31 protein-coding genes and 1 riboswitch are annotated in these 26,340 nt (G+C 59.4%); of the genes, 7 read left to right on the forward strand and 24 right to left on the reverse strand.

The window, feature by feature from the left end; all coding sequences use genetic code 11:
• Positions 1-58: 58 nt before the first annotated feature.
• From BN1189_RS15470 to BN1189_RS15480, 4 genes are read right to left on the reverse strand one after another with little or no spacing between them, the layout of a single operon-like run.
• Complete coding sequence (locus tag BN1189_RS15470) at positions 59-715, reverse strand: CoA transferase subunit B (protein WP_040229255.1); 657 nt, start codon at positions 713-715, stop codon at positions 59-61.
• A gap of 26 nt (positions 716-741) precedes the next feature.
• Complete coding sequence (locus tag BN1189_RS15475) at positions 742-1,428, reverse strand: CoA transferase subunit A (protein WP_040229256.1); 687 nt, start codon at positions 1,426-1,428, stop codon at positions 742-744.
• A 46-nt stretch (positions 1,429-1,474) separates the two neighbouring features.
• Positions 1,475-1,609 carry a hypothetical protein gene (locus BN1189_RS16615; protein ID WP_257125431.1) on the reverse strand — a complete coding sequence of 45 codons (135 nt, stop codon included), beginning with the start codon at positions 1,607-1,609 and terminating at the stop codon, positions 1,475-1,477.
• A gap of 26 nt (positions 1,610-1,635) precedes the next feature.
• Positions 1,636-2,820, reverse strand: coding sequence for an MDR family MFS transporter (locus BN1189_RS15480; protein ID WP_040229292.1), 1,185 nt, complete (start codon positions 2,818-2,820; stop codon positions 1,636-1,638).
• Positions 2,821-3,025: 205 nt separating this feature from the next.
• Here BN1189_RS15480 and BN1189_RS15485 point away from each other — a divergent pair, with 205 nt between their 5' ends.
• The 3 genes from BN1189_RS15485 to BN1189_RS15495 all read left to right on the forward strand — a co-directional run bounded on the left by BN1189_RS15485 (position 3,026) and on the right by BN1189_RS15495 (position 5,297).
• Positions 3,026-3,574 carry a class I SAM-dependent methyltransferase gene (locus tag BN1189_RS15485; protein ID WP_257125432.1) on the forward strand — a complete coding sequence of 183 codons (549 nt, stop codon included), beginning with the start codon at positions 3,026-3,028 and terminating at the stop codon, positions 3,572-3,574.
• Between the two features lie 94 nt (positions 3,575-3,668).
• Positions 3,669-4,748, forward strand: a complete 1,080-nt coding sequence (locus BN1189_RS15490; RefSeq protein ID WP_040229258.1) for a type III polyketide synthase — start codon at positions 3,669-3,671, stop codon at positions 4,746-4,748.
• A gap of 12 nt (positions 4,749-4,760) precedes the next feature.
• A complete protein-coding gene (locus tag BN1189_RS15495; protein ID WP_040229260.1) occupies positions 4,761-5,297 on the forward strand; it encodes an isoprenylcysteine carboxyl methyltransferase family protein in 537 nt (178 codons plus the stop codon).
• Positions 5,298-5,359: 62 nt separating this feature from the next.
• On the opposite strand, the gene hutG is transcribed toward BN1189_RS15495, so the two are convergent.
• From hutG to BN1189_RS15545, 10 genes are all read right to left on the reverse strand, one after another.
• Positions 5,360-6,298, reverse strand: a complete 939-nt coding sequence (hutG, locus tag BN1189_RS15500; RefSeq protein ID WP_257125433.1) for a formimidoylglutamase — start codon at positions 6,296-6,298, stop codon at positions 5,360-5,362.
• Positions 6,299-6,309: 11 nt separating this feature from the next.
• Positions 6,310-7,080, reverse strand: coding sequence for a thermonuclease family protein (locus BN1189_RS15505; protein ID WP_040229264.1), 771 nt, complete (start codon positions 7,078-7,080; stop codon positions 6,310-6,312).
• A gap of 31 nt (positions 7,081-7,111) precedes the next feature.
• Positions 7,112-7,465 carry a fluoride efflux transporter FluC gene (locus BN1189_RS15510; RefSeq protein WP_052455914.1) on the reverse strand — a complete coding sequence of 118 codons (354 nt, stop codon included), beginning with the start codon at positions 7,463-7,465 and terminating at the stop codon, positions 7,112-7,114.
• A complete protein-coding gene (locus tag BN1189_RS15515) occupies positions 7,462-7,827 on the reverse strand; it encodes a fluoride efflux transporter FluC (RefSeq protein WP_040229265.1) in 366 nt (121 codons plus the stop codon). Before BN1189_RS15515 ends, BN1189_RS15510 begins: the two co-directional genes overlap by 4 nt.
• Positions 7,824-10,004: an ATP-dependent helicase gene (locus BN1189_RS15520; RefSeq protein ID WP_052455915.1), complete on the reverse strand. Its 2,181-nt coding sequence runs from the start codon at positions 10,002-10,004 to the stop codon at positions 7,824-7,826. Before BN1189_RS15520 ends, BN1189_RS15515 begins: the two co-directional genes overlap by 4 nt.
• A gap of 82 nt (positions 10,005-10,086) precedes the next feature.
• The gene (locus tag BN1189_RS15525; protein WP_040229267.1) at positions 10,087-10,323 is read right to left on the reverse strand and encodes a hypothetical protein; all 237 of its coding nucleotides are present in this window, start codon (positions 10,321-10,323) and stop codon (positions 10,087-10,089) included.
• Positions 10,324-10,382: 59 nt separating this feature from the next.
• The gene (locus BN1189_RS15530) at positions 10,383-10,739 is read right to left on the reverse strand and encodes a hypothetical protein (RefSeq protein ID WP_052455916.1); all 357 of its coding nucleotides are present in this window, start codon (positions 10,737-10,739) and stop codon (positions 10,383-10,385) included.
• A 333-nt stretch (positions 10,740-11,072) separates the two neighbouring features.
• Positions 11,073-11,567: a cupin domain-containing protein gene (locus tag BN1189_RS15535; RefSeq protein WP_040229269.1), complete on the reverse strand. Its 495-nt coding sequence runs from the start codon at positions 11,565-11,567 to the stop codon at positions 11,073-11,075.
• Positions 11,557-12,240: a S1 family peptidase gene (locus BN1189_RS15540; RefSeq protein ID WP_040229271.1), complete on the reverse strand. Its 684-nt coding sequence runs from the start codon at positions 12,238-12,240 to the stop codon at positions 11,557-11,559. Before BN1189_RS15540 ends, BN1189_RS15535 begins: the two co-directional genes overlap by 11 nt.
• A 14-nt stretch (positions 12,241-12,254) precedes the next feature.
• The gene (locus BN1189_RS15545) at positions 12,255-13,046 is read right to left on the reverse strand and encodes an alpha/beta hydrolase (protein WP_040229273.1); all 792 of its coding nucleotides are present in this window, start codon (positions 13,044-13,046) and stop codon (positions 12,255-12,257) included.
• Between the two features lie 116 nt (positions 13,047-13,162).
• Between BN1189_RS15545 and BN1189_RS15550 the strand changes: the two genes are divergently transcribed.
• Positions 13,163-13,675 (forward strand): gamma carbonic anhydrase, encoded by a 513-nt coding sequence (locus tag BN1189_RS15550; RefSeq protein WP_040229274.1) that lies wholly within the window; start codon positions 13,163-13,165, stop codon positions 13,673-13,675.
• A 60-nt stretch (positions 13,676-13,735) separates the two neighbouring features.
• On the opposite strand, the gene metK is transcribed toward BN1189_RS15550, so the two are convergent.
• Positions 13,736-14,932 carry a methionine adenosyltransferase gene (metK, locus tag BN1189_RS15555; RefSeq protein WP_040229275.1) on the reverse strand — a complete coding sequence of 399 codons (1,197 nt, stop codon included), beginning with the start codon at positions 14,930-14,932 and terminating at the stop codon, positions 13,736-13,738.
• 189 nt (positions 14,933-15,121) lie between these two features.
• A riboswitch (SAM riboswitch) is annotated at positions 15,122-15,232 on the reverse strand.
• A gap of 194 nt (positions 15,233-15,426) precedes the next feature.
• Between metK and pckA the strand changes: the two genes are divergently transcribed.
• A complete protein-coding gene (gene pckA, locus BN1189_RS15560; protein ID WP_040229294.1) occupies positions 15,427-17,010 on the forward strand; it encodes a phosphoenolpyruvate carboxykinase (ATP) in 1,584 nt (527 codons plus the stop codon).
• A 90-nt stretch (positions 17,011-17,100) separates the two neighbouring features.
• Here pckA and BN1189_RS15565 read toward each other — a convergent pair whose 3' ends face one another.
• From BN1189_RS15565 to BN1189_RS15580, 4 genes are all read right to left on the reverse strand, one after another.
• Positions 17,101-17,892 carry an alpha/beta hydrolase family protein gene (locus BN1189_RS15565; protein WP_040229277.1) on the reverse strand — a complete coding sequence of 264 codons (792 nt, stop codon included), beginning with the start codon at positions 17,890-17,892 and terminating at the stop codon, positions 17,101-17,103.
• On the reverse strand, positions 17,870-18,343 hold the full coding sequence (locus BN1189_RS16700) for an NUDIX domain-containing protein (RefSeq protein WP_040229278.1): 474 nt from the start codon (positions 18,341-18,343) through the stop codon (positions 17,870-17,872). The genes BN1189_RS15565 and BN1189_RS16700 overlap by 23 nt, the downstream gene beginning before the upstream one ends.
• A gap of 46 nt (positions 18,344-18,389) precedes the next feature.
• A complete protein-coding gene (locus BN1189_RS15575; RefSeq protein WP_040229295.1) occupies positions 18,390-18,695 on the reverse strand; it encodes a hypothetical protein in 306 nt (101 codons plus the stop codon).
• Between the two features lie 93 nt (positions 18,696-18,788).
• Positions 18,789-19,238, reverse strand: a complete 450-nt coding sequence (locus tag BN1189_RS15580) for a Dps family protein (RefSeq protein WP_040229279.1) — start codon at positions 19,236-19,238, stop codon at positions 18,789-18,791.
• Between the two features lie 101 nt (positions 19,239-19,339).
• Here BN1189_RS15580 and yidD point away from each other — a divergent pair, with 101 nt between their 5' ends.
• On the forward strand, positions 19,340-19,570 hold the full coding sequence (yidD, locus tag BN1189_RS15585; protein WP_040229296.1) for a membrane protein insertion efficiency factor YidD: 231 nt from the start codon (positions 19,340-19,342) through the stop codon (positions 19,568-19,570).
• An 80-nt stretch (positions 19,571-19,650) separates the two neighbouring features.
• The gene (locus tag BN1189_RS15590; RefSeq protein WP_040229281.1) at positions 19,651-20,643 is read left to right on the forward strand and encodes a metal ABC transporter solute-binding protein, Zn/Mn family; all 993 of its coding nucleotides are present in this window, start codon (positions 19,651-19,653) and stop codon (positions 20,641-20,643) included.
• Between the two features lie 169 nt (positions 20,644-20,812).
• Here the strand turns inward: BN1189_RS15590 and BN1189_RS15595 are convergent, their stop codons facing one another.
• The 5 genes from BN1189_RS15595 to BN1189_RS15615 form a co-directional block, all read right to left on the reverse strand.
• The gene (locus BN1189_RS15595) at positions 20,813-22,255 is read right to left on the reverse strand and encodes an o-succinylbenzoate--CoA ligase (RefSeq protein ID WP_040229283.1); all 1,443 of its coding nucleotides are present in this window, start codon (positions 22,253-22,255) and stop codon (positions 20,813-20,815) included.
• A gap of 68 nt (positions 22,256-22,323) precedes the next feature.
• Positions 22,324-23,142, reverse strand: a complete 819-nt coding sequence (gene menB / locus BN1189_RS15600) for a 1,4-dihydroxy-2-naphthoyl-CoA synthase (RefSeq protein WP_040229284.1) — start codon at positions 23,140-23,142, stop codon at positions 22,324-22,326.
• Entirely contained in the window at positions 23,139-23,972 is an 834-nt protein-coding gene (gene menH / locus BN1189_RS15605; protein ID WP_069201985.1) for a 2-succinyl-6-hydroxy-2,4-cyclohexadiene-1-carboxylate synthase, read from the reverse strand. The genes menB and menH overlap by 4 nt, the downstream gene beginning before the upstream one ends.
• Positions 23,960-25,678 carry a 2-succinyl-5-enolpyruvyl-6-hydroxy-3-cyclohexene-1-carboxylic-acid synthase gene (menD, locus tag BN1189_RS15610; RefSeq protein WP_040229286.1) on the reverse strand — a complete coding sequence of 573 codons (1,719 nt, stop codon included), beginning with the start codon at positions 25,676-25,678 and terminating at the stop codon, positions 23,960-23,962. Before menD ends, menH begins: the two co-directional genes overlap by 13 nt.
• The coding region (locus BN1189_RS15615) for an isochorismate synthase (protein ID WP_040229287.1) at positions 25,671-26,340 on the reverse strand (670 nt) is incomplete at its 5' end. The genes menD and BN1189_RS15615, both read right to left, overlap by 8 nt.

Consider the following 26,340-nt stretch of genomic DNA (forward strand, 5'->3'; position numbering starts at 1 on the left):
CATCCTGATCCTTGTACGGCAATCGAGCCGGAAAAGGATTCTTTTCCGGCTCGGTCACTCACGCGTTTTCTTTTACTTCGCTGATGTCGAGTTCAGCTTCTGTCGCCTTCACGATGTCATCAACCGTGAATCCGTCGAACACTTCCTTCAGCTTCAGGCCGTCCGGCGTCACTTCGATCATCGCCCGTTCGGTGATGATCATGTCGACGACGCCTTTGCCGGTGAGCGGCAGCGAGCACTGCTTCCGGATTTTCGGCGAGCCGTCCTTTGCCGTGTGGTCCATGATCACGATGATTTTCTTGGCGCCGTGGACGAGATCCATCGCTCCGCCCATTCCTTTGATCATCTTGCCGGGGATCATCCAGTTGGCGAGATCTCCGGTTTCCGATACTTCCATGCCGCCGAGTATCGCCACATCGATATGCCCTCCGCGGATCATGGCGAATGATTCGGCGTTGTTGAAGTAGGCCGCTCCCTTGATCGCCGTGACGGTCTCTTTGCCGGCATTGATCAGATCGGGGTCGACTTCATCTTTTTCCGGATACGGTCCGATGCCGAGCAGTCCATTTTCCGACTGGAGAATCACCGTTTTGTCATCGGAAATATAGTTGGCCACGAGCGTCGGCATGCCGATCCCGAGGTTGACATAGTCCCCGTCCTTGATCTCCTGCTCGGCGCGCCGGGCAATCCGTTCCCTCACTTGTGCTTTATCCATCGTAACCTCTCCCCTTTCGTCGGTCCTCAGCGGGTCGTCAGCCGCTCGATCCGCTTTTCCTGTTCGGCCTGGATCAGCCCCTGCACATAGATGCTCGGCGTATGGACGCATGCCGGATCCAGGTCCCCCGTCTCCACGATTTCTTCCGCCTCGGCAATCGTCACCTTGCCTGCGGCGGCCATCATCGGGTTGAAGTTCTGGGCGGTCTTGTTGTAGACCAGGTTGCCGAGCCGATCGGCCTTTGCCGCACGGACGAGCGCAAAGTCCGCTTTGAGGGCTTCTTCAAGGACGTATTCCTTGCCGTCGAACGTGCGCACTTCTTTCCCTTCCGCAATCGGCGTCCCGACGCCCGCGGGTGTAAAGAAAGCCGGAATACCCGCTCCGCCGGCACGGATTTTTTCGGCAAGCGTGCCCTGGGGCGTCAACTCTACCTCGATTTCGCCGGAAAGCACCTGCCGTTCAAATTCTTTGTTTTCCCCTACATAGGAGCCGATCATCTTCTTGATCTGCTTGTTCTTCAGAAGCAGGCCCAGCCCCCAGTCATCGACCCCGCAATTGTTTGAAATGACGGTCAGATCCTTGACGCCGCTGTCGACAAGCGCCAGGATGAGCTGTTCCGGAATGCCGACAAGTCCGAATCCGCCGACCATGAGCGTCGAGCCGTCTCGGATATCCGCCACTGCTTCTGCGGCCGTATTGTATATCGGTTTCATATAATCCCCCTCCGTTTCTATTTTGTAAACGCCTACATCCATTAAATCAGAAGAATCCGCCTGTTGCAACGGCCTCCCCGTCTTCCGGCAACATGCGCACCGCCGCAAAATGCATTAAAAAATCCCCGCAACCGAAGTCACGGGGCCAAGCCTTTGATATGAAGAATGCCGTTGCATCCACGAAAATCCTCCCGATAAAAAATCTCTTCACGCAGCCGGCCGATCGGCGGACTGCCGTTTCATCGGCAAGTCGTACAGGAGGCTTGTCACGATGGCCAAACTCATGACGGCCGTCAGGATGGTGAGCATCATATGCGTGCCGTACAGATCCACGAGCACTCCGCCGAGGACGGGCCCGACCATCCGCCCCGCCGTCGAGACGCTGTTCACAATGCCCTGGTAGAAGCCTTCCCGGCCCTTCGGCGCGAGACTGTTCGCGATGGTCGGGATCACCGGCCAGACGAACATCTCCCCGAAAGTCAGGATGATCATCGAAGTGACGAACATCGCGAACGACTCCGCGAAGCCGACGACGATAAACGAGATGATGAAGATGACGATGCCGATCAGCATCTGCACTTTCAGCCTGTCCTCGATGCGCTTGACGATCGGCTTGATGAGCGGCTGTCCAAGGACGATGAGCGCTCCGTTGATCGTCCACAGGAGGCTGTACTGGCCGAGCGAGACGCCGACATCGATGGCATGGGTCGAGATGGTCGTCGTCCACTGCGAGTAGACGAGCCACGTCAGGAAGAAGCCGCTCAGTACGATGACGAGGGAAATGAGCGGCGCCTTCTGCCGGATCCGCTTCTGCTCCTTGAGCACCGATGTGTGGGTGGCGGGGTCGATCTTGAACCCGCGGTAAAAGGTGATGGCGATGAGCAGGAACAGGACATACATGATGGCATTGGCATGGAAAATGTAATCGATCTTATAAGTCGCCACGAGCCCGGCAAGCGCAGGCCCGATGGCGACCCCGGCATTGTTCGCCAGATAAATGGAGTTGAACGCCTTCCGCCCGCCCTCCGGCCAGGCGGTCCCGACCATCGCATACATGCTCGGGAAGACGATGCCGCCTCCGAATCCGAGAAACGTGAGGAACCAGACGTAATGCGGCCAGCCGTGCCAGAAGACGAGTCCGACCAGGGCGGCGAGCGACAAAACAATCCCCGTGATGATTGAACGGTAGCCGCCGATCTTATCGAACAGGAACCCGCCGAGCATGTTGCCGACGATCCCCGCAGCCGAGTTCGCCATCAGGACGAGCCCCGCCACCGACAGGGACTTCCCTAGATGGTCATGCATGTAGATCGTATTCAGCGGCCAGATAAAGGAGTTCCCCACCGTGTTGACGAACATCCCGATTACGAGCAGCCATACTTTTTTCGGCACGGCAGTCACCTCCCCGATTTTATTCACTCCCATGATTGTATTCCCGGGCCGCCCGGTTTTCAATATAAGCATTTGTAGTCCGAACATTGTCAATCCGTGCGCAATGAACCGAAATGCCCCCGGGTGGTAATATGGAATGGACCAAATGAACGAGGAGTGGAACTGTATGGAATTCGGCCGAGCGCTCAGTCAGGCTAGAAATTGGATGGAAAAGACAGTAAACAAAGGAGAGACCGTCGTCGATGCAACTGCCGGGAACGGACACGATACGCTGTTCCTTGCCGGTCTTGTCGGCGCTGAAGGCACCGTCTACGCGTTTGATATCCAGCAGGAGGCGCTCGATTCGACCGCGGAGCGGCTCGGCGGAGCGGATGCACGGATCCGGCTGATCCTCGACAGCCACGCGGAGGCGAAATCGTATGTCGAGGGCCCTGTGGGCGGAGCGATGTTCAATCTCGGCTTCCTGCCGAACAACGGGGACCGGTCGGTCGTCACGCGGCCGGAATCGACCGTGCAGGCGATCCACTCCCTGCTGGGCTTGCTGAAAACCGGCGGGCTCATCACCGTCTGCGTGTATGACGGACACGAAGGGGGCGGGGCGGAGCGGGATGCCCTCCTGGAGTACGCCGCCCGGCTGCATGAGTCGGAAGTCCACGCCGCCCGGTATGAACTGCTGAATCAGACCGGGCGTCCGCCTTTCCTGATTGTCTTCGAGAAAAAGAAAGAATTCAGCGAACCGCGCATGATCGGCTGAGCGGCCGCCCCCTTTCTAAACTTCCGGCCGGCTGCATATCTATGTCTTTAAAAGGGTACTGGTAAGAAAGGACCATTTTAAGGAGGAACCGCAAATGCCCCTCATCCAATCCATTTATACGACCACGCCCGGTCACGAGATCCGGCAGGACGACGCAGCCGGGCTCACCCGGAGACTCTTCAAGGAGAAGTTCAAAGATATCGAGCGGCTGCTCCGGGTGTTCGACAACGGCGACATCGAAACCCGCCACGTCACGATGCCGCTTGATTGGTACGGGGAAAACCATTCGTTCGGCGAACGGAACGACCTTTACATCGAGCATGCGGTCTCGCTCGGCATGGAAGCTGCGGCAGGCTGCCTGAAAAATCCCGAGTTTCTCGGACGCGAAGTGGATTTCCGGGAGATCGACGCGATTTTTTACATATCCAGCAGCGGCATCGCCACGCCGAGCATCGAGGCACGCCTCATGAACAAGCTCCCGTTCCGTGATGACGTCAAGCGCATCCCGGTCTGGGGGCTCGGCTGTGCGGGCGGGGCTTCCGGCATCAGCCGGGCGTACGATTACTGTCTGGCGCATCCCGGACACAAAGTGCTCGTCCTCTGCGTGGAGCTATGCTCACTCACGTTCCAGACGGAAGACTATACGAAAAGCAACCTCGTCGGCGCCTCCCTCTTTGCCGACGGCGTGGCATGCGCGCTCGTCACAGGAGACGAAGCGGATATTCCGTCCGCCGGCACCCTGCCCCGCGTGCGTTCCACCGTCTCCAAACTCATGCCGGATTCGGAGGACGTGATGGGCTGGGACGTCGACGACACCGGACTCCATGTCGTCTTTTCCAAGAGCATCCCGGCCATCATCACCGACTGGCTCGGCCCGTTCGTCCATGAGTTTCTCCGATCGGGCGGCGTGCCGGTCGAGGACATCGCCCACTTCGTCGCGCATCCCGGCGGCAAAAAAGTCCTGCTCGCCTACGAGGAGGCGCTCGGCTTCGACCGGGGGATGACGGACGTCTCGAGGGACGTGCTCAGGCAGTACGGGAACATGTCCTCGCCGACCGTCCTGTTCGTTCTGGAGCAATTCATGAAAAAGCGTCCGGCAGCGGGCGAATCCGGCCTGATGGCGGCGCTCGGTCCCGGGTTCTCGGGGGAACTCCTGTTGCTTGAGTGGCAATAAGGAGGCCGGCCCATGTTATTCGGGATTCTGATCGCACTTGTCATCATCCAGCGACTCGTCGAGCTGCGGGTCGCCAAACGGAACGAGAAGCGGCTACTCGCCAAAGGCGCCTTCGAGGCCGGCGCCTCGCATTATCCGTACATGGTTGCCATGCATGCAGCCTTCTTTTTGAGCCTGATCCTGGAAGTGATGCTGACGGACCGGCCGCTTTCGCCTTTCTGGCTGCCGCTCCTCGCCGTCTTCCTGGCGATGCAGGCCCTCCGCATATGGTGCCTCGCTTCGCTCGGACAATACTGGAACACGAAAATCATCATCCTGCCAGGCGCCAATGTTGTGAAGCGCGGGCCGTACAAGTGGCTGCGCCATCCGAACTACGTGATCGTGACGACGGAACTCCTCGTCCTCCCCCTTCTGTTTCAGGCGTATTTCACCGCTGTCTTGTTTGCACTGCTGAATATATGGATGCTGTCCGTCCGGATTCCGGCGGAGGAGCAGGCCCTCCGGCGGGCGACCGATTACACGAAACGCTTCGGGCCGGGACGTTCATGACTCGGATTAAATGTAAAAGGCTTGTCCGGAAGCGGGACCGCTTCAACGGACAAGCCTTTTTCTCATGCTTCCGGCGCCTTGCCGAGCAGCGCCAAGATCGCTTCATTGGTCAGTGCCGCTCCGAGCCGGACGGTGCGGCCGCCTTCGTCGAGGGCCGGATTGACTTCCGAGATGTCGAACGAACGGACATCGGGATGGCTGCAGGCCGCCCGGATGATTGACCGGACCGTCACCGGATCCAGGCCGAACGGCGACGGCGCACTCACGCCTGGCGCGGCGGCCGCATCCAGGACATCCATGCAGAGCGTCATGATGACTGCATCATGCCGGTCGATGAACGAATGCAGCCGGCGGGTGATCGCCGCGGCGTCCGCCGTCCTGACCGCCTCCTCCGGCATATACTCCACATCAAACTTGCTGGCCGCTTCAAACAGCGACCGGGTATTCCCGAAACGCTGGATGCCGAGAACAAAATACCCGGCCTTCTGATCTTCATCGAGGATCTGGCGAAACATCGTCCCTGATGACGTCTCCCCGTCATACGGCCGGAGATCGAAATGGGCATCGATGTTGATGATGCCGAGTTTCGCCTCGGGGCCCAGGTGAAGCCGGGCACCCAGATAATGGCCGTAAAGCGTCTCGTGTCCTCCGCCGAGAATGACGGCTTTCGAATTCCGGCCATAGGCAGCGGCCACCTGCTCGGCGAGCGCATCCTGCGCTTCCTCCAACCGCCCTTCCTCGCATACGACATTCCCGTAGTCGGCCAGGGAGTGATCGCCGCCGTGCCACGGCAGGCCGGCAAGCGCAGTCCTGAGTGCATCCGGCGCGTCTGCCGCCCCGGGCCGCCCCTGATTCCTGCGGACCCCTTCATCGCTGGCAAATCCGATCAGCGACAGGTCCGTCCCTTCCTCGGACCCTTCCTCGACCACCTGATGGTATCTGAAGTGAGTCCGCTCCGTCGCCGAATCCACACGGCCTTTCCATAAGCTCTTCAAGTCCATGTTCATCCTCCTCATGCCGGCTCGCACGCGACGCCGTCTTTGTCTCCGTCCATCCGAGCCTCATAGGCAGGATGCCCTTTCTTGACCCCGTCCGGATAAACTTTTCTTAATTCCGTACAGTTCTTGAACCGTTCTGCCGGCTTTTCTTCGGTCGGATGCCCGTCCGCGGCTTCTTCCGCCTTTTCCTTGTCGAAGCCGCGGTCTGTTGCATAATCTTCGATGGACCAGATGCCGATTCCTTTATCCTTTGCCCTTTTTTCCGCCTTTTCAAAACGGTCGAGATGGCGGGTGTTCGGCGGATACACGTAGGCGACTCTCGCCAGGCCTTCCTCTAGCAGCTTTTCTTCGATGCTCACTCCGTCCACATACACGTAGGCGAGGAGCCGCCCGTACTTGTCGGTCCGGTTCCCGATATCGAATTCGATGGAGACTTCTCCGCCGTTCAGCAGTTCCCGGTTCCGTTCCTTCGCCTGCTCCCCGAACGGCTGCTTGCCGAGCCGGGGGTGGTTCGTCTCCGGCGTGTCGATCAGCAGATACCGGACGTTCTGCTCTTTTCCCTCATAGCGGATCTTGATCGTATCGCCGTCGATTGTCTTGACGAGCCTGACGGGGATCAGCCCGTCGGCAGGCGCATCCGCGGGAATTCCCATCTCATCGCCCGGATCCGCTTGGTCCTCCCGCTCTTCGCCTTCATCCGTCAGAAAATAAAAAGCCGCTACAACCAGGACGAGAAGGACGAGGAGAGGCGGAAGGCGGCGGTTCCGTTTTTTTCCGGATGCCATAAGACTCCTCCTTTTCGGTAAAGCAATTCTTTCAAAGAGTGCCGGTCAGCCAGCCGAGCCAGGCGAACAAGATGCCCGCTGCAAGCATCCCGGTCGAATAAGCGGCCGCCCTTCCCCGGCGTCGGTCTCTCCACATCGCGACGATTTCCGACTGCCACGTTGAAAAAGTGGTGAACGAGCCGAGAAACCCGTAAATGAAGAACGCGTAAAGCAGACCGTCCAGTAGAGGATGGAGAAACAGTCCCGCCAGAAACACACCTGCAAGGTTGACGGAGACCGTCCCGTACGGCCCGTGCCGCCGGTTCAGAGGTCCGGCGACGGCGTGGCGGGCGATTGCGCCCAGAAAGCCGCCGACGGTCACCGCTGTCACGATTCCTGTGCTCACCGGGCACTCCTCCCCTCACCGAAACGGTATCCGGCCAGTCCCGCCGCCAAGCCGCCGGCCAGGCTGACGCCGGCATAAACGGCCGCCATCCCCCATTTCCCGCTTTCGAGCATGAGGAAAAGCTCCGTTCCGAGCGCGGAAAAGGTCGTGAACGAGCCGAGAAAGCCGGTATGGACTGCCGCCTTCCAGGCGCCGCTGAGCGGGGCTGCGCCGATGAGCGCGCAAAGAATGAATGCGCCGCCAAGATTGACGGCGAGCGTTCCGAACGGGAATCCGCCGTCTGACTGGAGCCGGCTTCCGATCAAAAAACGGAGCACTGCACCGAGGGCACCGCCGAGTCCGACGGCGATCCAGTCTTTCATGCCCCTTCACCCGCTTCTGCGATCAGGCCGCGGCCGATGCACAGATTGAGGTCCAGCTCTTTTTGCTGCTTCACGAAACGGACCGACACCCGGCCGTCCGACACGGCTTCCACTTCCCCATCGCCGAACACCCGGTGGCGGATCTTCAGGCCCGGCACAATCCTGGCCGGGTCCTTGATCACGCCGGCCATCGCTTCCCGCCCCTCCGGCTTTCCGCTGAATCCGGCCGTCACTTTCCGGTCTTCCCGCAAGCGTTCACGGCCGTCCGACAAGGCGAGCAATCCGTTCACTTCGCTGACAAACCGTGAATCGGATACACCGGCCCCCCGGTCGTTCCGCTCGTAGCTGAGCAGATCAAGACGCTCTTTCGCCCGGGTCATGCCGACATAGAACAGCCGCCTCGCCTCTTCCAGAAGATCCGGGTCCTTGGCATCTTCCGCAGAAGGGAACTGCCCGTCGATCAAGTCGATCATGAAGACCCTCCGGAACTCAAGACCCTTGGCGCTGTGGAAAGTGGAGAGCGTCACCGCACCGTCGGCCGGGCGCTCCTTGGCCTCCTTGACGGCGCTTTTCAATTCGGAGAGCCGTTCAGCGAATTCCGTCATCGTGCGGAGCGGCTTGGCGATGCCTTCAAGCGCATCGAGCATGTCGAACAGCGAATCCGCCCGGTAGCCGAATTTGTCCGCACGGCTCTTCAGGGACTCTTCGTACCCGAGATCCCGCCGGATGATCCGGATCACCTCCGCCGGACGCTTGCCCTTCAGGCTTCCGTAGATCTCCCGGTAAAGCGAAAGCTTTCTCCGCTGACTGTCCTTCAGTCCCGGTTCTTCCAGGAACGCCCCGAAAACATCCCCATCAGCCCCTGCGCGGGTGAACTGCTCGAGCGCCTGGCGGGATATGTACAGATCCATCTTCAAGGCGATCCGCGAAAAAACACCTTTATGGGCGGTATTGTATGCCAGCCTCATAAAATTGAGGATGTCTTCGACGATCCAGTGGTCAAAGAAACGGTCATCCGCGTCTTTCATGTAAAACGGAATGCCCCGCCTGTGAAGCTCATGGACGAATGCGGTCGATGAGGCGTTCGTCCGGAAGAGGATGGCCGCCTCACCCGGATTTTCTTCTGCCAGGAGTTCGTAGATGATGAAGCGGATCTGCGTGTCCCGGTCAGCAAACCGTTTGAGCGAAACCGGACCTGCGCTGCCGTTCACCGCTTCCATTCCTTTTTCATAGCGCTTCCGGTTCCTTTTGATGAACCCCGCCGAAACACCGACGATCTCCTCGGATGAGCGGTAATTCTTTTCCATCATCAGAACCTCCGCCTCCGGATACGGCTCCGTGAATTTCAGGAGGTAATCCGGATCCGCGCCCCGCCACGTATAGATCGACTGGTCATCATCCGCCACCGCGCAAAGATTGCCGTGCCGCCTGACGAGGTGCTCGACGATCCGGTGCTGGGCGAGGGAGGTGTCCTGGCTCTCGTCCGTAATCACATAATCAAACCGGTCCTGGGTCTGCCTGCACAAGTCGGGATCCGTTCGCAGCCCCTCTTCCGCAACCGTTAGCATATCATCGAAGTCCAGCAGCAAAAGCCGCGGATTCCGCCGTTTCAGCGCTTCGTACCGCCGGAGCACATCCCCTGCCTGCGGGAACGGGCCCTCTGCGGCCGGCCAGTCCGCTTCGGGGATGAGCCGGTTCTTCAAGAAGCTCGAAAAGGTGGAAAGGCCGGCCAACTCGTCTTCGGACGGTTCTTCCTTCATCGTGTCCCGGAATGCCTGGCGCAAAAGCACGGTCCTCGTCGGGATGCCCGGCTGTTTTTCCCCCTCGATCAGCGTGAATCCCTTGCCCGCGCCTTCGAGATAAGTCCGGGCGATCCCGAACGCCAGGCTGTGGATGGTGGAAAATGCCGGAACCCGGAGAGTCGGGAACAGCTCTCCGAAACGCCGGGCCATGTCCCGCGCGGCCGCCTTGCTGAACGTGATCGGCTTGATCCGGGACGGCCGGATTCCCCGCTCCTCGATCATGTAGCCGATCCGCATGATCATCGTCGTCGTCTTGCCCGATCCGGGGCAGGCGAGAAGGAGGAGCGGGCCGTCCGTCTTTTGGACCGCCTGCTTTTGCACAGAATTCAGCGCCACACCCGTCTCCGCCCGTTTGCGTTCAAAAAAGTCCGCCATGTCCGCCATCCTTTCTTTCCTCAATCCCTCTATTCTAATCAAAAAGAGACGGCCTGCAAACCCGCGCAGGCCGTCTTTTCGCTTATTCTCCTGTTTCCAGCTTGTCGCGCTCATCAAAGCCGCCGCTTCCATCCTGATATTCAGTGCCTGCAGCCTGGTCCGTCCTGCGGGCTTCTTTCGAGAACCCGGTACCCGGTTTGACGGGAGAGGTGCCCGCGGATTTCTTGGCGATGCTGTCCTGCTGTTCCTGGCTCTTTTTCATCGCCTCGGCAGACGCTTTCGCTCTCTCTTCGGCTGACTTTCCGTTGAATTGCGACATGGCGGATTCCTCCTTCATGGATTCGTCTACGCCCATACTCTACCCGCAATGCCGTCATTTCAATCTGCAGGATCCCGCACTTCGACGATGAAGAAAAAGGTCACGTCTCCCTGCGGCCAGCCGCCCGTCACCGAATAGCCGTACTTTCCCGGTTCGGACGGGAGGACAAATGGCTTACTGTCGACCGAGTTTTCTTCGCCGTCTTCCCGGACTTCTAGGACGTGCCAGTGGTCCGGCGCCGGATCGAATGCCAGCATCACTTCCGATGAAGCCGCCGCCGGGACCGGAGGAAACCGTTCCGCGTAGGCAAACGGCTCTCCCGCTGCATCCACGCATTCGCCAGTGCCGCCGGAAGTCCAGCAATACGGCCCGACCGCCGCCTCGTATTCATTGCCGTCCACCGTGACGGTCAGCACCGGCAGTGCCTCCCGTTCGGAAGAGCCCTGGATGGCCGAGCAGCCCGTCAAGAGAATCAGGGCCGCCGCGGAAAATATCGGAATTCGGAGCATGGATATGAAAATCGGAGCATGGAGCGGAAATTCGGAGTATGGCCGACAAATTCGGAGTATGAACCGAAAATCGGAGTATGGCCGCGAATTTCGGAGCATGGAGCGGAAATTCTGAGTATGGCCGACAAATTCGGAGTATGAACCGGACAATCAAACCGCCCAGCTTTTCATTCATCTGATCCCCCCTTTACCCATCAGACGAAACAAAGCACGGTCCGTTACAAAAAAAGACCGCCCCGGTCAGTTCGGGATGGTCTTGTACGCAAGCCGGCCGATCAGTTCCGGGTGATCCGGGAAATCGGCGAGCAGCTCTTCTTGTGTGAACAGTTCGAAGTCTGCAAAGTCAAATCCGGGAGAGACCATGCAGCCGACGAGGGAGAACGCGGTTCCCGGCGCCGGCTCGGATCCGAAAATCGTCCCCGCCGGAACGAGTACCTGCGGCCGCTCCCCCTCTGCGACCGACAGTCCGAGCCGCTCCGTACGAAGCGATCCGTCCGGCAGAAGCAGATGAACGTCCAGCGGCCCTCCGGCGTGGAAATACCATACTTCATCCGATTTCAGCCGGTGGAAGTGCGAGATCTCCCCCGCCGCCAGCAGAAAATAAATGCTTGTGTACTGCAAGGCGCCGTCCCTTTCCCCGTTTGCCGGGGCGGCAAACGTGCGGGCATAACGCCCGCCTTCCGGATGCGGCTTGAGTCCGAGTTCGCGGATATATGCATCTGCATCATTCCTCATCTGCTGTTCCCCCTTCCCCGTGCTCATCGACCCAGCGCGAGATTACTTCTTCCGCCGCGGAGACGGGGACGCTGATCGAAATCTTGCTCCAGGCCTCGATTGCCACGTTGACGCCGATCACCTCACCCGTATCTTCCCGGATGACCGGGCTTCCGCTCATGCCTGGATCGAGCTTTGTGCTCAGGACCATATAATCGTCAAACACAGGGTCCTTCTCGTCGATCCCCATTTCTTGGTGAAGCAACTGGACCGTGCCTTCCCGGATGACGAACGGATGGCTTTCCGTCCAGGTCGCCGTCAGCACCTTCTCCATGCGCTCAGGAGGTTCTTCCGACAGGACGAGCGGCTCTCCGCCCGGGTAGTCATCGATCCGGACGAGCGCGAGATCGAGCGTCCGGTCCGTCTCCAGAACTTTTCCCGTGTACTCTTCGCCTCCGAGCGTCCATACGACTTGATCCTCATAAAGGCTCACTACATGTTGATTCGTCAGGACGAGCCCGGATCCGTCGATCAGGAATCCGGTCCCCGTCCCGTGTTCGTTGCCCACCATGAAGACTTGTCCGAGCAGCGGCTCATCCTTCGTCCCGAAGGTGCCGCTCACCGGATCCCCAAAAAGCAGGAGGGCTGCGGAGACCATGATCCGGACCGCCGTCTTTCTCATCCCGTCACTCACCGTGCGGCCTCCCTTCACGCCACGTATCCGAGGGAACGGAGGACAGAGTTGATGAACGATTCGGTGTAGAGGAACACTTCTTCCCTCTCCGGCTCAAGGAAAATATCATGCCGGCAGTTCTTCCATGTCTTGAACTGGAATTCGGATCGGCCTTCCCGCACGAGCCACTCGCGGGCCGCCTTGCGGTCGGCGATCTCGTCCTTGCCGCCCAGATGCAGAAGAACAGGGGGACTGTCCGCCGCGGGCAGTTCCGCCATCTCCCTGATGTAAAGGTTGAGTTCCCGGTACCATCCGGCCGTCGCGACCGGATGATAGGACTGCCGGCTGGCGTCCGCTCCTCCCGGGTCCGGCGTGCGTGTCAGCATATCTTCGGTGATGCGGTGATTGAATTTGATGCCGGAAGCAATCTTGCCGATCCCGGACAAGGCCCCTTTCATCTTGGGCGGAAGGTGGTTGAGGGCGAACCAGGGCGATGTGAGGATCAGGCCCGCACAGGCGTTGCCGGCCTGCCTTGCCTGGTCAGCCGCCAGCAGGCCCCCGAGCCCGTGTCCATAAAAGAACAAAGGAACGCTTTCCTCGATGCCGGCTTTAACGAGTTGGCCTGCATATTCCCGGTACTCCTGCATCGCCTCATCGTGCACATCCGTCCCCCGGCTGCCGTGTCCCGGCAGGTCACCGGCGATCACATGCATGCCGGCCGTCCGGAAGCGCTCGATCAGCCACGCATGGCGGCCGTGATGCTCATATGCGTTATGGAACAGGACGACCGTCGCCTTCGGCTGTCCTTCCGCTTCCCATTTCCACACGGCTGTCCATCTCCTTCCGTCCGCGGATTGGCCGGTGTTGTCCGGAAACCAACGGAGTCTCGTTTTCTGGTACGATTATCATATCACCAATATACATGGAGAGAGAGGATTTTTCGATGATTTATCCGTTCAAAGGCAAAACCCCGAAGATTGACCCGTCCGTCTTTATCGCCGATCACGCCACCGTCACGGGCGATGTGGAGATCGGGGAAATGTCCTCCGTCTGGTTCGGCACGGTCATCCGCGGAGATGTCTCGCCGACCCGGATCGGCAAGCGCGTCAATATCCAGGATCTGTCGATGCTCCATCAGAGCCCGCCCTTTCCGCTCATTCTGGAAGACGACGTCACGGTCGGCCACAAAGTCATTCTCCACAGCTGCACCGTCCGGAAAGGGGCGCTCATCGGGATGGGCTCGATCATCCTGGACGGCGCGGAAATCGGCGAGGGCGCTTTCGTCGGCGCCGGCTCCCTCGTTCCTCAAGGAAAGAAAATACCGCCCGGCATGCTGGCATTCGGCTCGCCGGCAAAAGTCATCCGGCCTTTAAATGAAGAAGACCGCACTGACATGGACAGGATCGTGCGAGAATACGCGGAAAAAGGCCAGTATTACAAAAGTCTGCAAAAATGAGAAAAGCCCCGGTACCGTTTTTGGCCCGGGGCTTTTCTGTTTGGTTTGTCCGCACACGGATCAAAGTCCGGACATGTTTTTCAGGGCGCCGGCTTTGTCGGTACGCTCCCAAGGGAGGTCCACATCAGTCCTGCCGAAATGACCGTATACGGCCGTCTGCCTGTAGATCGGACGGCGGAGATCGAGCATCTTGATGATGCCGGCCGGACGGAGGTCAAACAGCTCCCGCACCCATCCGACGAGCTCCTCTTCGCCGGCCTTCCCGGTTCCGAACGTATCGATCGAAATCGAGACCGGCTGCGCCACGCCGATTGCGTAGGCCAGCTGGACCTCACATTTAGAGGCAAGCCCTGCAGCCACGATGTTTTTCGCGACATATCTGGCCGCATAGGCCGCCGAACGGTCCACTTTCGTCGGATCTTTCCCCGAGAATGCACCGCCGCCATGGCGCGCATAGCCGCCGTACGTGTCGACGATGATCTTCCTGCCGGTCAGTCCTGCGTCTCCCTGGGGACCGCCGATGACAAAGCGGCCCGTCGGATTGATGAAGAACTTGGTCTCCCCGTCGATCAGCTCCGCCGGGACGACCGCATCGATGACGTACTCCCGGATGTTCCGCTGGATCTGCTCAAGCGAAATCTCGGGGTGGTGCTGTGTGGAGATGACGATCGTGTCAACGCGTACCGGACGGTTGTCCTCGCCGTACTCCACTGTCACCTGGGTCTTGCCGTCCGGACGCAGATACGGAAGGATCTCTTCCTTGCGAACTTCTGCCAGGCGGCGGGACAGCTTGTGCGCCAGGCTGATCGGGAGCGGCATGAGCTCAGGCGTCTCATCGCACGCAAACCCGAACATGAGTCCCTGGTCCCCCGCGCCGATCGCCTCGAGCGCATCGTCGCTCAGCTGTCCTTCCCGGGATTCCAGTGCGACATCCACTCCGGCAGCAATATCCGGGGATTGTTCATCGATGGCCGTCAGGACGGCGCTCGTTTCTGCATCGAAACCGTACTTGGCGCGGGTATAGCCGATCTCCTTCACGGTCTCCCGCACCACTTTCGGGATATCCACGTAAGTGGAGGTGGTAATTTCACCGGCAACGAGCACGAGCCCGGTCGTCACGGTCGTTTCGCATGCGACACGGGCATTCGGATCATCTGCCAGGATGGCATCCAGGATGGCATCGGAAATCTGGTCGCAGATTTTATCCGGATGGCCTTCAGTAACCGATTCGGATGTGAATAGGCGACGATTGGTCAATGTGGTTCCTCCTCAACTCCGGCAGCCTGCCGGAAAATGTTACGGTACTCATTCCCCCTGTCAAGTCCGCTCCTTGACGGATTGAACTCCAAGCCGTATCGGGCTTTGAAGAGGCTGCAGGGCATGTAATCAAAAAGGGCCTTCCGCTCATGATCATGAGGAAAGGCCCGGATCGTCTGACACCTTTCACTCTTATCGTCCAAGGCACGCGCCTTGCTTCAGGTTGGCACCTTTTCCGTCTCAAGACGGCAGGTTGCCGGGTTTCTCAGGGCCTGTCCCTCCACCAGCTCGGGATAAGAGTATCCGTACAATTTTCCATACTAATGAATTGATCCCCGCATGTCAAACGGTTAATGTGTATAAATGATGAAGTTTGCCGGCTTTTGCTTGAGCTTTTAATTAGTATAGACTATTATACTAAATGTGCTATACTATTTCACATCAAACGGCCCGCCAAGCGCGCGGGACTAAACCAGATAAGGGTGGTACAGATGATGACTTCTTCGAAACTGAGCGATAAACTGAATGATCTTCTGACAGGAGATTCAATCCGCGAGCAGCTGTCTCCACAGGAATTGACAGACATAGCGGTCAAGCGCGGAGAAGCCGTCCTCACCGACAAAGGCGCAGTGCGTGCGACAACCGGTGCTTACACCGGCCGTTCGCCGAAAGACCGCTTCATCGTCGAGGAATCCCCTTCCAAAGAGGACATCGACTGGGGCAGCGTCAACAAGCCGGTCAGCCCTGAAGTATTTGAAAAACTGTATGCTAAAGTCCTCGGCCACCTCGGGCAGAAAGAGGAACTGTTCGTCTTCAACGGGTTTGCAGGCGCGGATCCGGCCTCGCGGCTTCCGCTCCGTGTTGTCAATGAGTTCGCCTGGCATAACCTGTTCGTTCACCAGCTGTTCATCCGTCCGACCGAAGAGGAACTGAAATCCCTCAAGCCGCAATTCACCATCGTCTCCGCTCCGTCGTTCAAGGCGGATCCGGAAGTGGACGGCACCAACTCCGAGGCGTTCGTCATGATCTCGCTCGAGCGCGGAATCATCCTGATCGGCGGCACCGAGTATGCCGGCGAGATGAAAAAGTCGATCTTCTCCGTCATGAACTATCTGCTCCCGAAAAAAGGCATCCTCTCGATGCACTGCTCGTCGAACGTCGGTGAAGAAGGAGACGTCGCGCTGTTCTTCGGCCTGTCCGGGACCGGCAAGACGACCCTGTCCGCCGATCCGGGCCGCCGTCTGGTCGGCGACGATGAACACGGCTGGTCCGACGACGGCATATTCAACATCGAAGGCGGCTGCTATGCGAAATGCATCAATCTGTCCGCCGAGAAAGAACCTCAGATCTACGGGGCGATCCAGGAAGGCTCCGTCCTCGAAAACGTCGTGCTCGACGAAGAAGGCACACCGGACTACGATGACGGCTCCCTGACGGAAAACACCCGCGCAGCCTATCCGCTTGACTATATCGAAGGCAGCGTGATCCCTTCCGTAGCCGGCCATCCGAAGACGATCATCTTCCTGACGGCGGACGCTTTCGGCGTCCTCCCTCCGATCTCGAAATTGACGAAGGAGCAGGCCATGTACCACTTCCTGAGCGGCTTCACTTCGAAGCTCGCCGGAACGGAACGCGGCATCACGTCCCCGCAGATGACATTCTCGACTTGCTTCGGCTCGCCGTTCCTGCCGCTCCACGCAACCGTCTATGCCGAAATGCTCGGCAAGAAAATCGACGAACACGGCGCCAATGTCTACCTCGTCAACACCGGCTGGACCGGCGGGGAATACGGAGTCGGCAGCCGCATGAAGCTCAGCTACACGCGTGCCATGGTCCGTGCGGCGATTGAAGGCAAGCTGAAAAACGCTGAAACGGAAAAAGGTTCCGCATTCGGCCTCGAAATGCCGAAAGCAATTGACTGCGTGCCGTCCGAGGTGCTGAATCCGCGCAACGCATGGGCGGACAAGGAAGCCTACGACAAAAAAGCGAAAGAACTTGCTGATGCTTTCCGTGAGAACTTCGAGAAATTCGGTTCCGTTTCCGAAGACATCAAGGAAAAAGGCGGCCCGATCATCTGAATATGAATGTTCGAATGTGAAAAAGCGTTGCCGGAGGATGATGCCTCCCCGGCAGCGCTTTTCGTTTTATGCGGGCTCCCTTGCGGCCGGTCAGTGCCCTTTCCCTTTCATCCAATTGCACAGGTCGCGGACGATCCGGGCGTTGACGGCCGGCGGGAAGTGGTGGGTGTACTCGGCGAAATACCAGGTCTCGACCGGTTTTCCCGCTTCCTTCAGCGCCTCTTCCAGCATGAGCGACTGCTCGAGCGAAACGTTTTCGTCCATTCGGCCGTGGATCAGAAGAAACGGCGCCTCGATCCGGTCTACGTGAAACAGAGCTGTCCGTTCGCGGTATTCTTCGGGCGCACTGTTCGGGGAACCGCCGATCACCCGCTTCATCATGCGCCGGAGGTCCTTCCGCTCCTTGTACGTGAAGACGATATCCGAAACCCCTCCCCAGTTGACGACCGACGTGATGTCATCCCGCAGGATCGCCGTCCAGAGCGCCATGATCCCGCCACGGGAAAATGCGTACAGATGGATCCTCGATGCATCGGTTTTCGGATGCTGCTTCAGCACATCGACCGCATGGACGGCGTCCCAGCGATCGTCGCCGCCGAATCCGTCAAACCCTTCTCCGCCGCGGTTGCCGCGGTAATACGGCGCGAACACGACAAACCCCTGCTGGGCGAACTGCGCTATCCTGGCCGGCCGGACCATCCCGACGTGCTGGATGCCGCCCCGGAGGTAAACGATCCCGTCGCGTATGCCTTCCGCGACCGGCTCCGCGAGCAGGCCCTTCACCCGGAAACCGCCGGACCAGTAGGTCACTTCGCGCAGGCGCACATTCGGGTTCGGAGATGGATAGGGCCTCGTGTATTCAACCGTTCCGTCCTCTCTCACCTTCGATCACCTTCCTCCGGATCCGTCTCATTCCTTCGTCGTCCATATGACTGCTCAGGGCTCCGCATCCGTCCCAATCCGATTCATCCAGCCACGCGATTCCCCGAGTTTCCCAAAGGGGCGCCTCCCGGTCAATGTTAGTGACCTGTCCGGAAAACACCCGCTTGCAGAACGGCGGATCGGCATGGACGATATAGTCCGCGACAAAGCGGAGCCCGCCCACTGTTGCGCCCGTTTCTTCATAGACTTCCCGAGCGGCCGCTTCTTCCGCCGTTTCACCGGACTCCATCTTCCCGCCAGGCCACTCAAGCCCCCTCTCGGGATGGCGTGTCATGAGCCACTTCCCCTGCTCATATGCCGCAACCAGGACATGCCCCGGCGGAATGCCGGCGTGGTCCGGCTCCATGAACAGATCCACTCTCTGCCCCATCCGGTCTTCATATGTAAACAACGGGATCCCCCCTTTTCTCCAGTTTAGTCGAGGGGAAGCCCGCGGTTCAACGGAAATACGGCATTTCTTCGATGAATTGCTTCGTCTCCGCATCCCCGTATTCATGGACGATGGCGTACAGCTTCATGACCCGCCGGTCGATCTGATGATTTTCCTTGTCCAGGTGATAAGGGATCGCCGGCAGATGCGCCCGCAGGAAGTTGGTCCATTCCGCTTCTTCGATCTGCCTGAACAGACGCCGAATGACAAACTCTGTCCCGGAATCCGCTTCGATGGCAAACTCCCAAGGGAAAGGCCGCGGTGCGGCATGGATCCGGCGTCCCGACACGGATACATACAATTTTCTGGCCATAATACTGCAGATCACTCCTTTTCCCGTTAGGATGTACGCCTGCAGGGAAAGGATGCAAAAAGAAAAATGCCGGGATGCGGCATTTTCCTCCAATCACCGGTTTTCTTCGCCGAGAAATGCATGGAGCATCCACTGGTGTTTCTCGATGCTCTGATAAGTGGCATTCAGGATATCCTCCGTCATGTCATCTCCTGCTTTTGCGGCGAGTTCCATTCCTTTCTTGAGGGATTGCATCACTTTGTCGAAATCATCGGCAAGCTGTCGGACCATTTCATTCGCACTCTCATCGCCCTCCGCTTCCTTCACGACGGATTGCTCGAGATGACCGGTCATCGTGGCGACCGGCCTGCCCCCGAGCGTCAGGATCCGCTCGGCAATCTCATCCATGTGAAGGGTCGCCTCATTGTAAAGCTCCTCGAATTTTGCGTGAAGGGTGAAGAATTGCGGCCCTTTCACATACCAGTGATAATTGTGAAGCTTCGTGTACAGAACCGACCAGGTCGCAACCTGGGTGTTCAGTTCCTCAATCAGTTCCTTGGACATGAATAAACACTCTCCATTTCAAATGACTCTCGAATCGTTCTCTTGTTCATCTACCACTTGCGGGGCTAAAATAAACGTTGACAACGATTGGAGTGTTTAACCTGAAACATCTGTTTATCTGGATCATCAAATTTTACCGGAAAGCGATCTCCCCGCTGACACCGCCGTCCTGCCGTTTTTATCCGACCTGCTCCGCGTACGGCCTGGAAGCGTTCGAGCGACATGGCGCCATCAAAGGATTCTGGCTCACCATCCGGAGAATTTCAAAATGCCATCCGTTCCATGAAGGCGGCTACGACCCGGTTCCGGACGAATGGCCGGAGAAAAAATAGCAACCTGAATCTCCGTGTTGCCAACAAGGCGGGTCATGATGTATGATAAATCGTATTGATTACGATTTAGAGGTGAATTCATGAAACGACTATGGATGATTCTGCTTGCAGCCATCCTTCTGCTCGGCGCTTGCGGGCCCGGTTCAGGGAATGAGGAAACAGAGAAGAACAAAGAAAAAGACGGCGATCAAGACGTCCTCCGAGTGATGACCACAGTGTATCCGCTCGCCTATTTCGCGGAACGGATCGGCGGCGATGCGGTGGACGTCTCTTCCATCTACCCGCCCGGCGCCGACAGCCATACATTCGAGCCGACCCAGAAAGACATGATGGCCCTCGCCGACAGCGACCTGTTCATTTACGTCGGGCTCGGGCTCGAGGGCTTCGTTGAAAATGCCGAGAAAACATTGAAGAACGAAGAAGTCCGGCTCATCGCCGCAGCTTCCGATATTCCGGACGGCGCCCTTCTCAGCGGTGAAGACCATCACGACGAGGATCCGCATGATTCCGCGGGCGACGAACATGGCGGACACAGCCACGCGGGCGTCGACCCCCATGTGTGGCTTTCTCCAGTGCTTGCGGACGACCTGGCCAAAGCCGTCAAAGACGCGCTAACGGAAGAACGCCCGGATCTCAAGTCCGAATTCGACGAACGGTACCAGGCACTGTCCAAGGAACTCGCTTCCCTCGACGGGGACTACCGGGACATGGCCAAACAAGCCGGGACCAAGACGTTCTTCATCTCCCATGCTTCTTTCGGCTATCTCGCCTCCCAGTACGGCCTGGAGCAAGTGGCTGTCGCAGGCCTGAACTCCCAGAGCGAACCGTCCCAGAAACAGCTGGCCAAGATTGTGGATGAGGCGAAAAAAGAGAATATCCGCTATATCTTCTTTGAGCAGAATATCACGTCCAAGCTCGCGGAAGTCATCCGGAAAGAAACCGGAACGGAAGCCCTCGTCCTTCATAATCTGAGCGTCATCACCGATGAAGACATCAAAGACGGGGCCACCTATTTTACGCTCATGGAGCGGAATCTGGAGCAATTTAAAATAGCACTCGGATCCCAAAACTAAATTTATTTTGATTTCACCTTCATCACAGAAAAAAGCAAAAAGCAAGGACTTTGGTCGCTTTCCGCTGGCCAGCCGTGCGGGGTCTCCCCGGCCGGCTTTCCCGCAGGAGTCTTCCGACGTCCTTGCTTTTTGCTGTTTCACAGGGCGTTAGTAAAGTCTCGTGCCCTCTTCACTCTGGCATCCGAAGCTGCTCTTTCAGCTCGCGCCGCAAAAGTTTGTTGGAAGCGTTTCTCGGCAGGCCGTCTTTGAAGATGATCGCTTTCGGCACTTTGAAGCGGGCCAGCCGCTCCGAGCAGAACTTGATCAGCTCTTCCTCCGAAGCCGGAGACTTCAGGACAATGAACGCAGCCGGCACTTCTCCCCAGGCGTCGTCCGGCATGCCGGTCACACCGGCTTCCCGGACGGACGGGTGGGACACGAGGACCTGTTCCACTTCCGCCGGGTAGACATTTTCCCCGCCTGAAACGATCAGGTCCGAACGCCGGTCCAGTACGTATAGGAATCCATCTTCATCGAGCTTGCCGATATCGCCGGTGTGGAGCCAGCCGTCCGGCCGGGCATCCCGGTCCGAGAACCGGCCGACATAACCGGGCGTCACATGGGGGCCGCTGACGAGGATTTCCCCTGCTTCTCCGGGACCTTTCGCCCCGTCAATCCGGATACGGCTGAAAAACAGCGGTTTTCCGGAAGACCCGGCTTTCCGCTCAGCATCCCCGGCGGATAGAGTGGCGGTCTGGGAAGCCGTCTCGGTCATCCCGTAAGTCTGGAGGATCCGGATCCCGAGCGCTTCGGCCCGCCGGATGAATGGAACGGGCACAGGCCCTCCCCCTGCGAGCATCGTACGGAATCTCCCCGATGCCTGCCATCCCTCTTCCTCCAGCCGGTCGAGCAGCCGGATAAGCGTGGCAGCGACGACGGAAATCCGTGTGACGGATCCGTCTGCAATTTCCCTCGCCGATTCCTGTTCATCGAATTTCGGCTGCAGCCGGACTTCCATCCCGTACAGCAGCGACTTCATCAAAATTGAAAAGCCGCTGATATGGAAGAGCGGCATGGCGCACAGCCAGACATCATCTTCTGAAAGCCCCATGTTCAGCACGCTCGCCATGGCGCTCGCAAAGTGGTTGCCGGCCGTCTGCCGGACTCCTTTCGGAAAGCCGGTCGTGCCGGACGTGTACATGATCGTGAGTGTCCGGTCTTCCGCCCAGACGGCGGCCGGCTCGATCGGCGTCACCTCCATTTTGGCCAAATCCCCCGCGGTCAGTGCCGACTCCCCCGCCTTTTCTGCCAGGCGGTCGGAGGCGATGACCCGGACGGCCCCGGAGTCGAGGATCTGGTATTCCAGTTCGGCTGCCGTCAGCCGGCTGTTCAGCATGACGAGCTCAAGCCCCGCCAGCAGGGCGCCGTGGATGAGGAACACCGCCTCCGGTCCGCTGTCCAGCAGCAGGGCGATCCGGTCACCTTCTTTCAATCCCGCGGTCCTGAGTTTGCCGGCCACCGAATTCGCCTTCCCGGCAAGCTGCCGGAAATCCCATCTATCATCTCCGCAGCTGAGCGCCGTACGCCCGGGAGTCAGTCCGGCCCGCTGCGTGATCCAGTTCGGAATATCCATTTCCGATTTGCCTCCGATCAGAAAAGGCTGCCCGGATCAAGCCGGGCAGCCTAAAGTATTTCCATCCATCAAGGGAAACGAGGGAACTGGCCGAAGTCCGGCTTCCGCTTTTCCTTGAATGCGTCGCGCCCTTCCTTCGCCTCGTCGGTCGTGTAGTACAGGAGCGTCGCGTCGCCCGCCATCTGCTGGAGACCGGCAAGACCGTCCGTATCGGCATTCATCGCCGCCTTGAGGAAGCGGAGTGCCGTCGGGCTCTTTTCGAGCATTTCCTCGCACCACTGGACGGTTTCGTCTTCCAGCTGCTCAAGCGGGACAACCGTGTTGACGAGCCCCATGTCGAGTGCTTCCTGTGCATTGTACTGGCGGCACAGATACCAGATTTCACGCGCTTTCTTGTGGCCCACGATCCGTGCCAGATAACCCGATCCGTAGCCGGCGTCGAATGAACCGACTTTCGGACCCGTCTGGCCGAAGATGGCATTGTCCGCCGCAATCGTGAGGTCGCAGACAACATGAAGGACGTGTCCTCCGCCGATTGCATACCCTGACACCATCGCGACGACCGGTTTCGGGATGACGCGGATCAGGCGTTGCAGGTCGAGCACGTTCAGACGCGGAATCTGGTCTTCGCCGACGTAGCCGCCGTGACCCCGTTTCGATTGGTCACCGCCTGAGCAGAACGCCTTGTCCCCTTCTCCTGCAAGGACGATGACGCCGATGCTTTCATCATCGCGCGCGCGAGAAAAAGCGTCGATCATTTCTTCGACCGTCTTCGGCGTGAATGCGTTGCGGACCTCCGGACGGTTGATCGTGACTTTGGCGATGCCGTTATACTTCTCATATTTGATCTCGTCGTATGTACGGATCGTTTCCCATTGACGTGTCATGTTCTTCCTCCTTCATTGTTCATGGCTTCCTTCACTATTGTAGCAAAGCGTTCCGGATTTTCCACGTGGACTGCATGGCCTGCGTCTTTGATGTCAACATGGCGGCCGTCCGGAAGCAGCCGGACCATGCGCTCCGCGATCTCGTTGTATTTGCGGTCCAGGCTGCCGGTGATCAGGAAGACGGGCATGGCCAGCTCTCCGAGCCGCTCCCAGTAAGACGGCTGGCTGCCCGTGCCGATTCCGAGCAGGCTGCCGGACAGGCCTTCGGGACGGTTCCGGAGCCTTCCTTCCCGGACAGACCGCCGCCGCGCCTCCGGCATGCTCTTCTGGGAAGAGAAAAGCGGAATGGATTCCCAGTGATTGGTGAATGCCGCAATCCCTTCGTTCCGGATAAAAGCGGCCAGCTTCCGGTCCGACTCCCGGCGGTTCCGGCGGTCCTGCTCCGCGGCAAGGCCCGGGGAAGTGCTCTCGAGGATGAGCCGGCGGACCCGCTCCGGGTGCTCCGCCGCATACCCGATCGCCACCCGGCCGCCCATCGAATAGCCGAGCAGTGAAAAAGTGCCGATTCCGAGCCGGCCGAGCAGTTCATCCAGATCCCGGACTTGTTCTTCCATCCGGAAACGCTCCGGCTCGTCCGGTGAATCCGTCCGGCCATGACCGGTCAGGTCCGGCATGATGAGTCGGTATGCAGCGAAACTTTCCTCAAAGCGTTTCCAGACAGCCGAGCTGCCGGTGAATCCGTGAAGCAGAACGAGCGGCTCGCCGGACGGGTCTCCCCCCTCGGCATATCCGACCTCTAGGCCTCTCACGGATGCGGTCAGCCATTCCACTCTGCATCCAGCCTTTCGCCGATCCGGCTCCACAGATGCCGGTGTTCGGAAAGATTCGCCTGCCGGTCAGTGAACGCCTCGATGATCCGGACCGGCGTCTCCTTGCCTTTCCGGAGCACCGCCCGGAACTCTTCAGCCGTCTTCACCGCGTCATACTGGAAGCCGTACATGCCGGCCAGGCGGTCGAACTTGAGCCCTGTCGGCGTTCCGAACAATTCCTCGAAATACCGGGCTTCCCCCGCCTGCGGAAGGTAGGAGAAAATCCCGCCTCCATCGTTGTTCATGACGACGATCGTCAGGTCCGCCTCGCCGAAGCGGGTGGCGATCAGCCCGTTCTGGTCATGAAGCATCGCCAGGTCCCCGATGAGCAGATAGCCCGGACGGTTCCTCGCCTGCTGAAGGCCGAGCGCGGTTGACACGACCCCGTCAATCCCGTTCGCGCCGCGATTGGCGAACACGCCGATATCGCGCCCGGTTTTCAGGAAGAATGTGTCCGCATCCCGGATCGGCATGCTCGAACTCGTGAACAGGTCGCTCCCCTCCGCCATTTCTTCGAACAGGATCCCGGCCATCGCGCCCTCATCGCCGCCGTTTCGGATTGCGGCAGCCGTTTCCTCGGCCGCAATCGCCTCCGCTTCCGCCCAGAGCCGGGCATGCCGGTTCCGGCCGCCTTCAGGCCGGATGCCGATCAGGACGTCCGGCGCGCATTGCAGGTGGTCGGTGGCCAGGTGGAACGGATCGCGGAAGGACGGACTTTCGTCCACGACCGCGAACACGGGCGGGCGGCATGCTTTCAGGAATAGGGACAGCGGTTTCGATACCGGCTGAGGGCCGAACCGGAGAACCATATCCGGAACCATCCGCCGGGAAAATTCCTCATGCTTCAGGATGGCATCGTAAGAAGCGATGCAGAGCGGACGCGCACTTTCCGGCACCCCGCTCCGGAGCCCCGACAACGGGTCTGCGAGCACCGGCCATCCGAGCGCTTCCGCAAAGCGCCAGAAGGCATCCTGATCGAATTCAGGGGGAAGTTCTCCGGCGATGAGCAGACCGTTCTCCGCCGAACGGACCGCCTCTTCAAACCACCGGACCATCCCGGCGTCAGGCATCATTTGGCCGCGGAATACGTTTCCGAACGCCGGCTCTTCATCCATCATGTCGAAATCGATGAGAAGCGGTTCTCGGAACGGGACATTCAGGTGAACCGGCCCCGCCGGAGCGTCAGTGGAAATGGACACCGCGCGACGGACGTGGCGCCCGATGAAATCAAGCGTCTCCGGCCGGTCTTCCGGAAGCGGAAAGTCGACGCTGTACTTCACGGTCCGGCCATACAGGCCGACCTGGTCGATCGCCTGCGGGGCCCCGACCTCCCGGAGTTCATGCGGACGGTCCGCCGTGATTGCGATGAGCGGGAGGCGGGCATACTTCGCCTCGGTGAGCGCAGGAAGGTAATTCGATGCCGCGGTTCCCGACGTGCAGAGAACAGCGACCGGCCGGCCGGACCCTTTGGCCAGCCCGAGCGCGTAGAAGGCGGCGGACCGCTCATCCGTCTGGAGATGCATGCGGAGCCTGTCCGATTTTGCGAACGCATAGGCGAGCGGCGTCGAGCGGGAGCCCGGGCTAACGACCACATGCTCCACGCCCGACTGGATGAGCGAAGCGGTCAGACGGAGCACATGGGCGGTTAGAACTTTCCGGTCATCCATGAAGCTTCCCTCCAAGCGCCCGCATGACCGGGCGGAACTTCACCCAGGTCTCCTCGTACTCCTCTTCCGGCACGGAGTCGGCGACGATCCCACCGCCTGCAAAAAGACGCGCCGTGCCGCCCTCGAGCAGCGCGGACCGGATGGCGACCGCAAACTCCCCGTTGCCTTCCGCATCCATCCATCCGACCGGCGCGCCGTAATAGCCCCGGTCCATCCCTTCATTCTCCCGGATCATCGGCATCGCCGCCTCACGCGGCGTCCCGCCGAGCGCAGGGGTCGGATGGAGCGCCTCAACGAAGTCGAGCAGATCCTTCCCGGGCACCGGCACGCCTTCCACCGGCGTGAACAGATGCTGGATGTCCCGGACTTTCAACAGCCGAGGCCCGGCGGGAATCCTGACATCCGTGCATAACCGGCGGAACACCTCTCCGATCATGCTGACAACATACTGGTGTTCCGAGCGGTTCTTCGGATCGCCGAGGAGACCATCGCCGAGGAGCCGGTCCTCGCCGGCGGATTTCCCCCGCCGGACCGATCCGGCGACGCAGGCGGTCCCGGCATGGTCGCCGCGGACCTCCACCAGCCGTTCTGGCGTCGCCCCGAAGAACAGCTTGTCCCCACTCTCAATTCCGAACAGGAAGCTTTCCTGCTGCTCCGCGGAC

This window comes from Bhargavaea cecembensis (assembly GCF_000826125.2).
Classification (GTDB): Bacteria; Bacillota; Bacilli; order Bacillales_A; family Planococcaceae; genus Bhargavaea; species Bhargavaea cecembensis_B.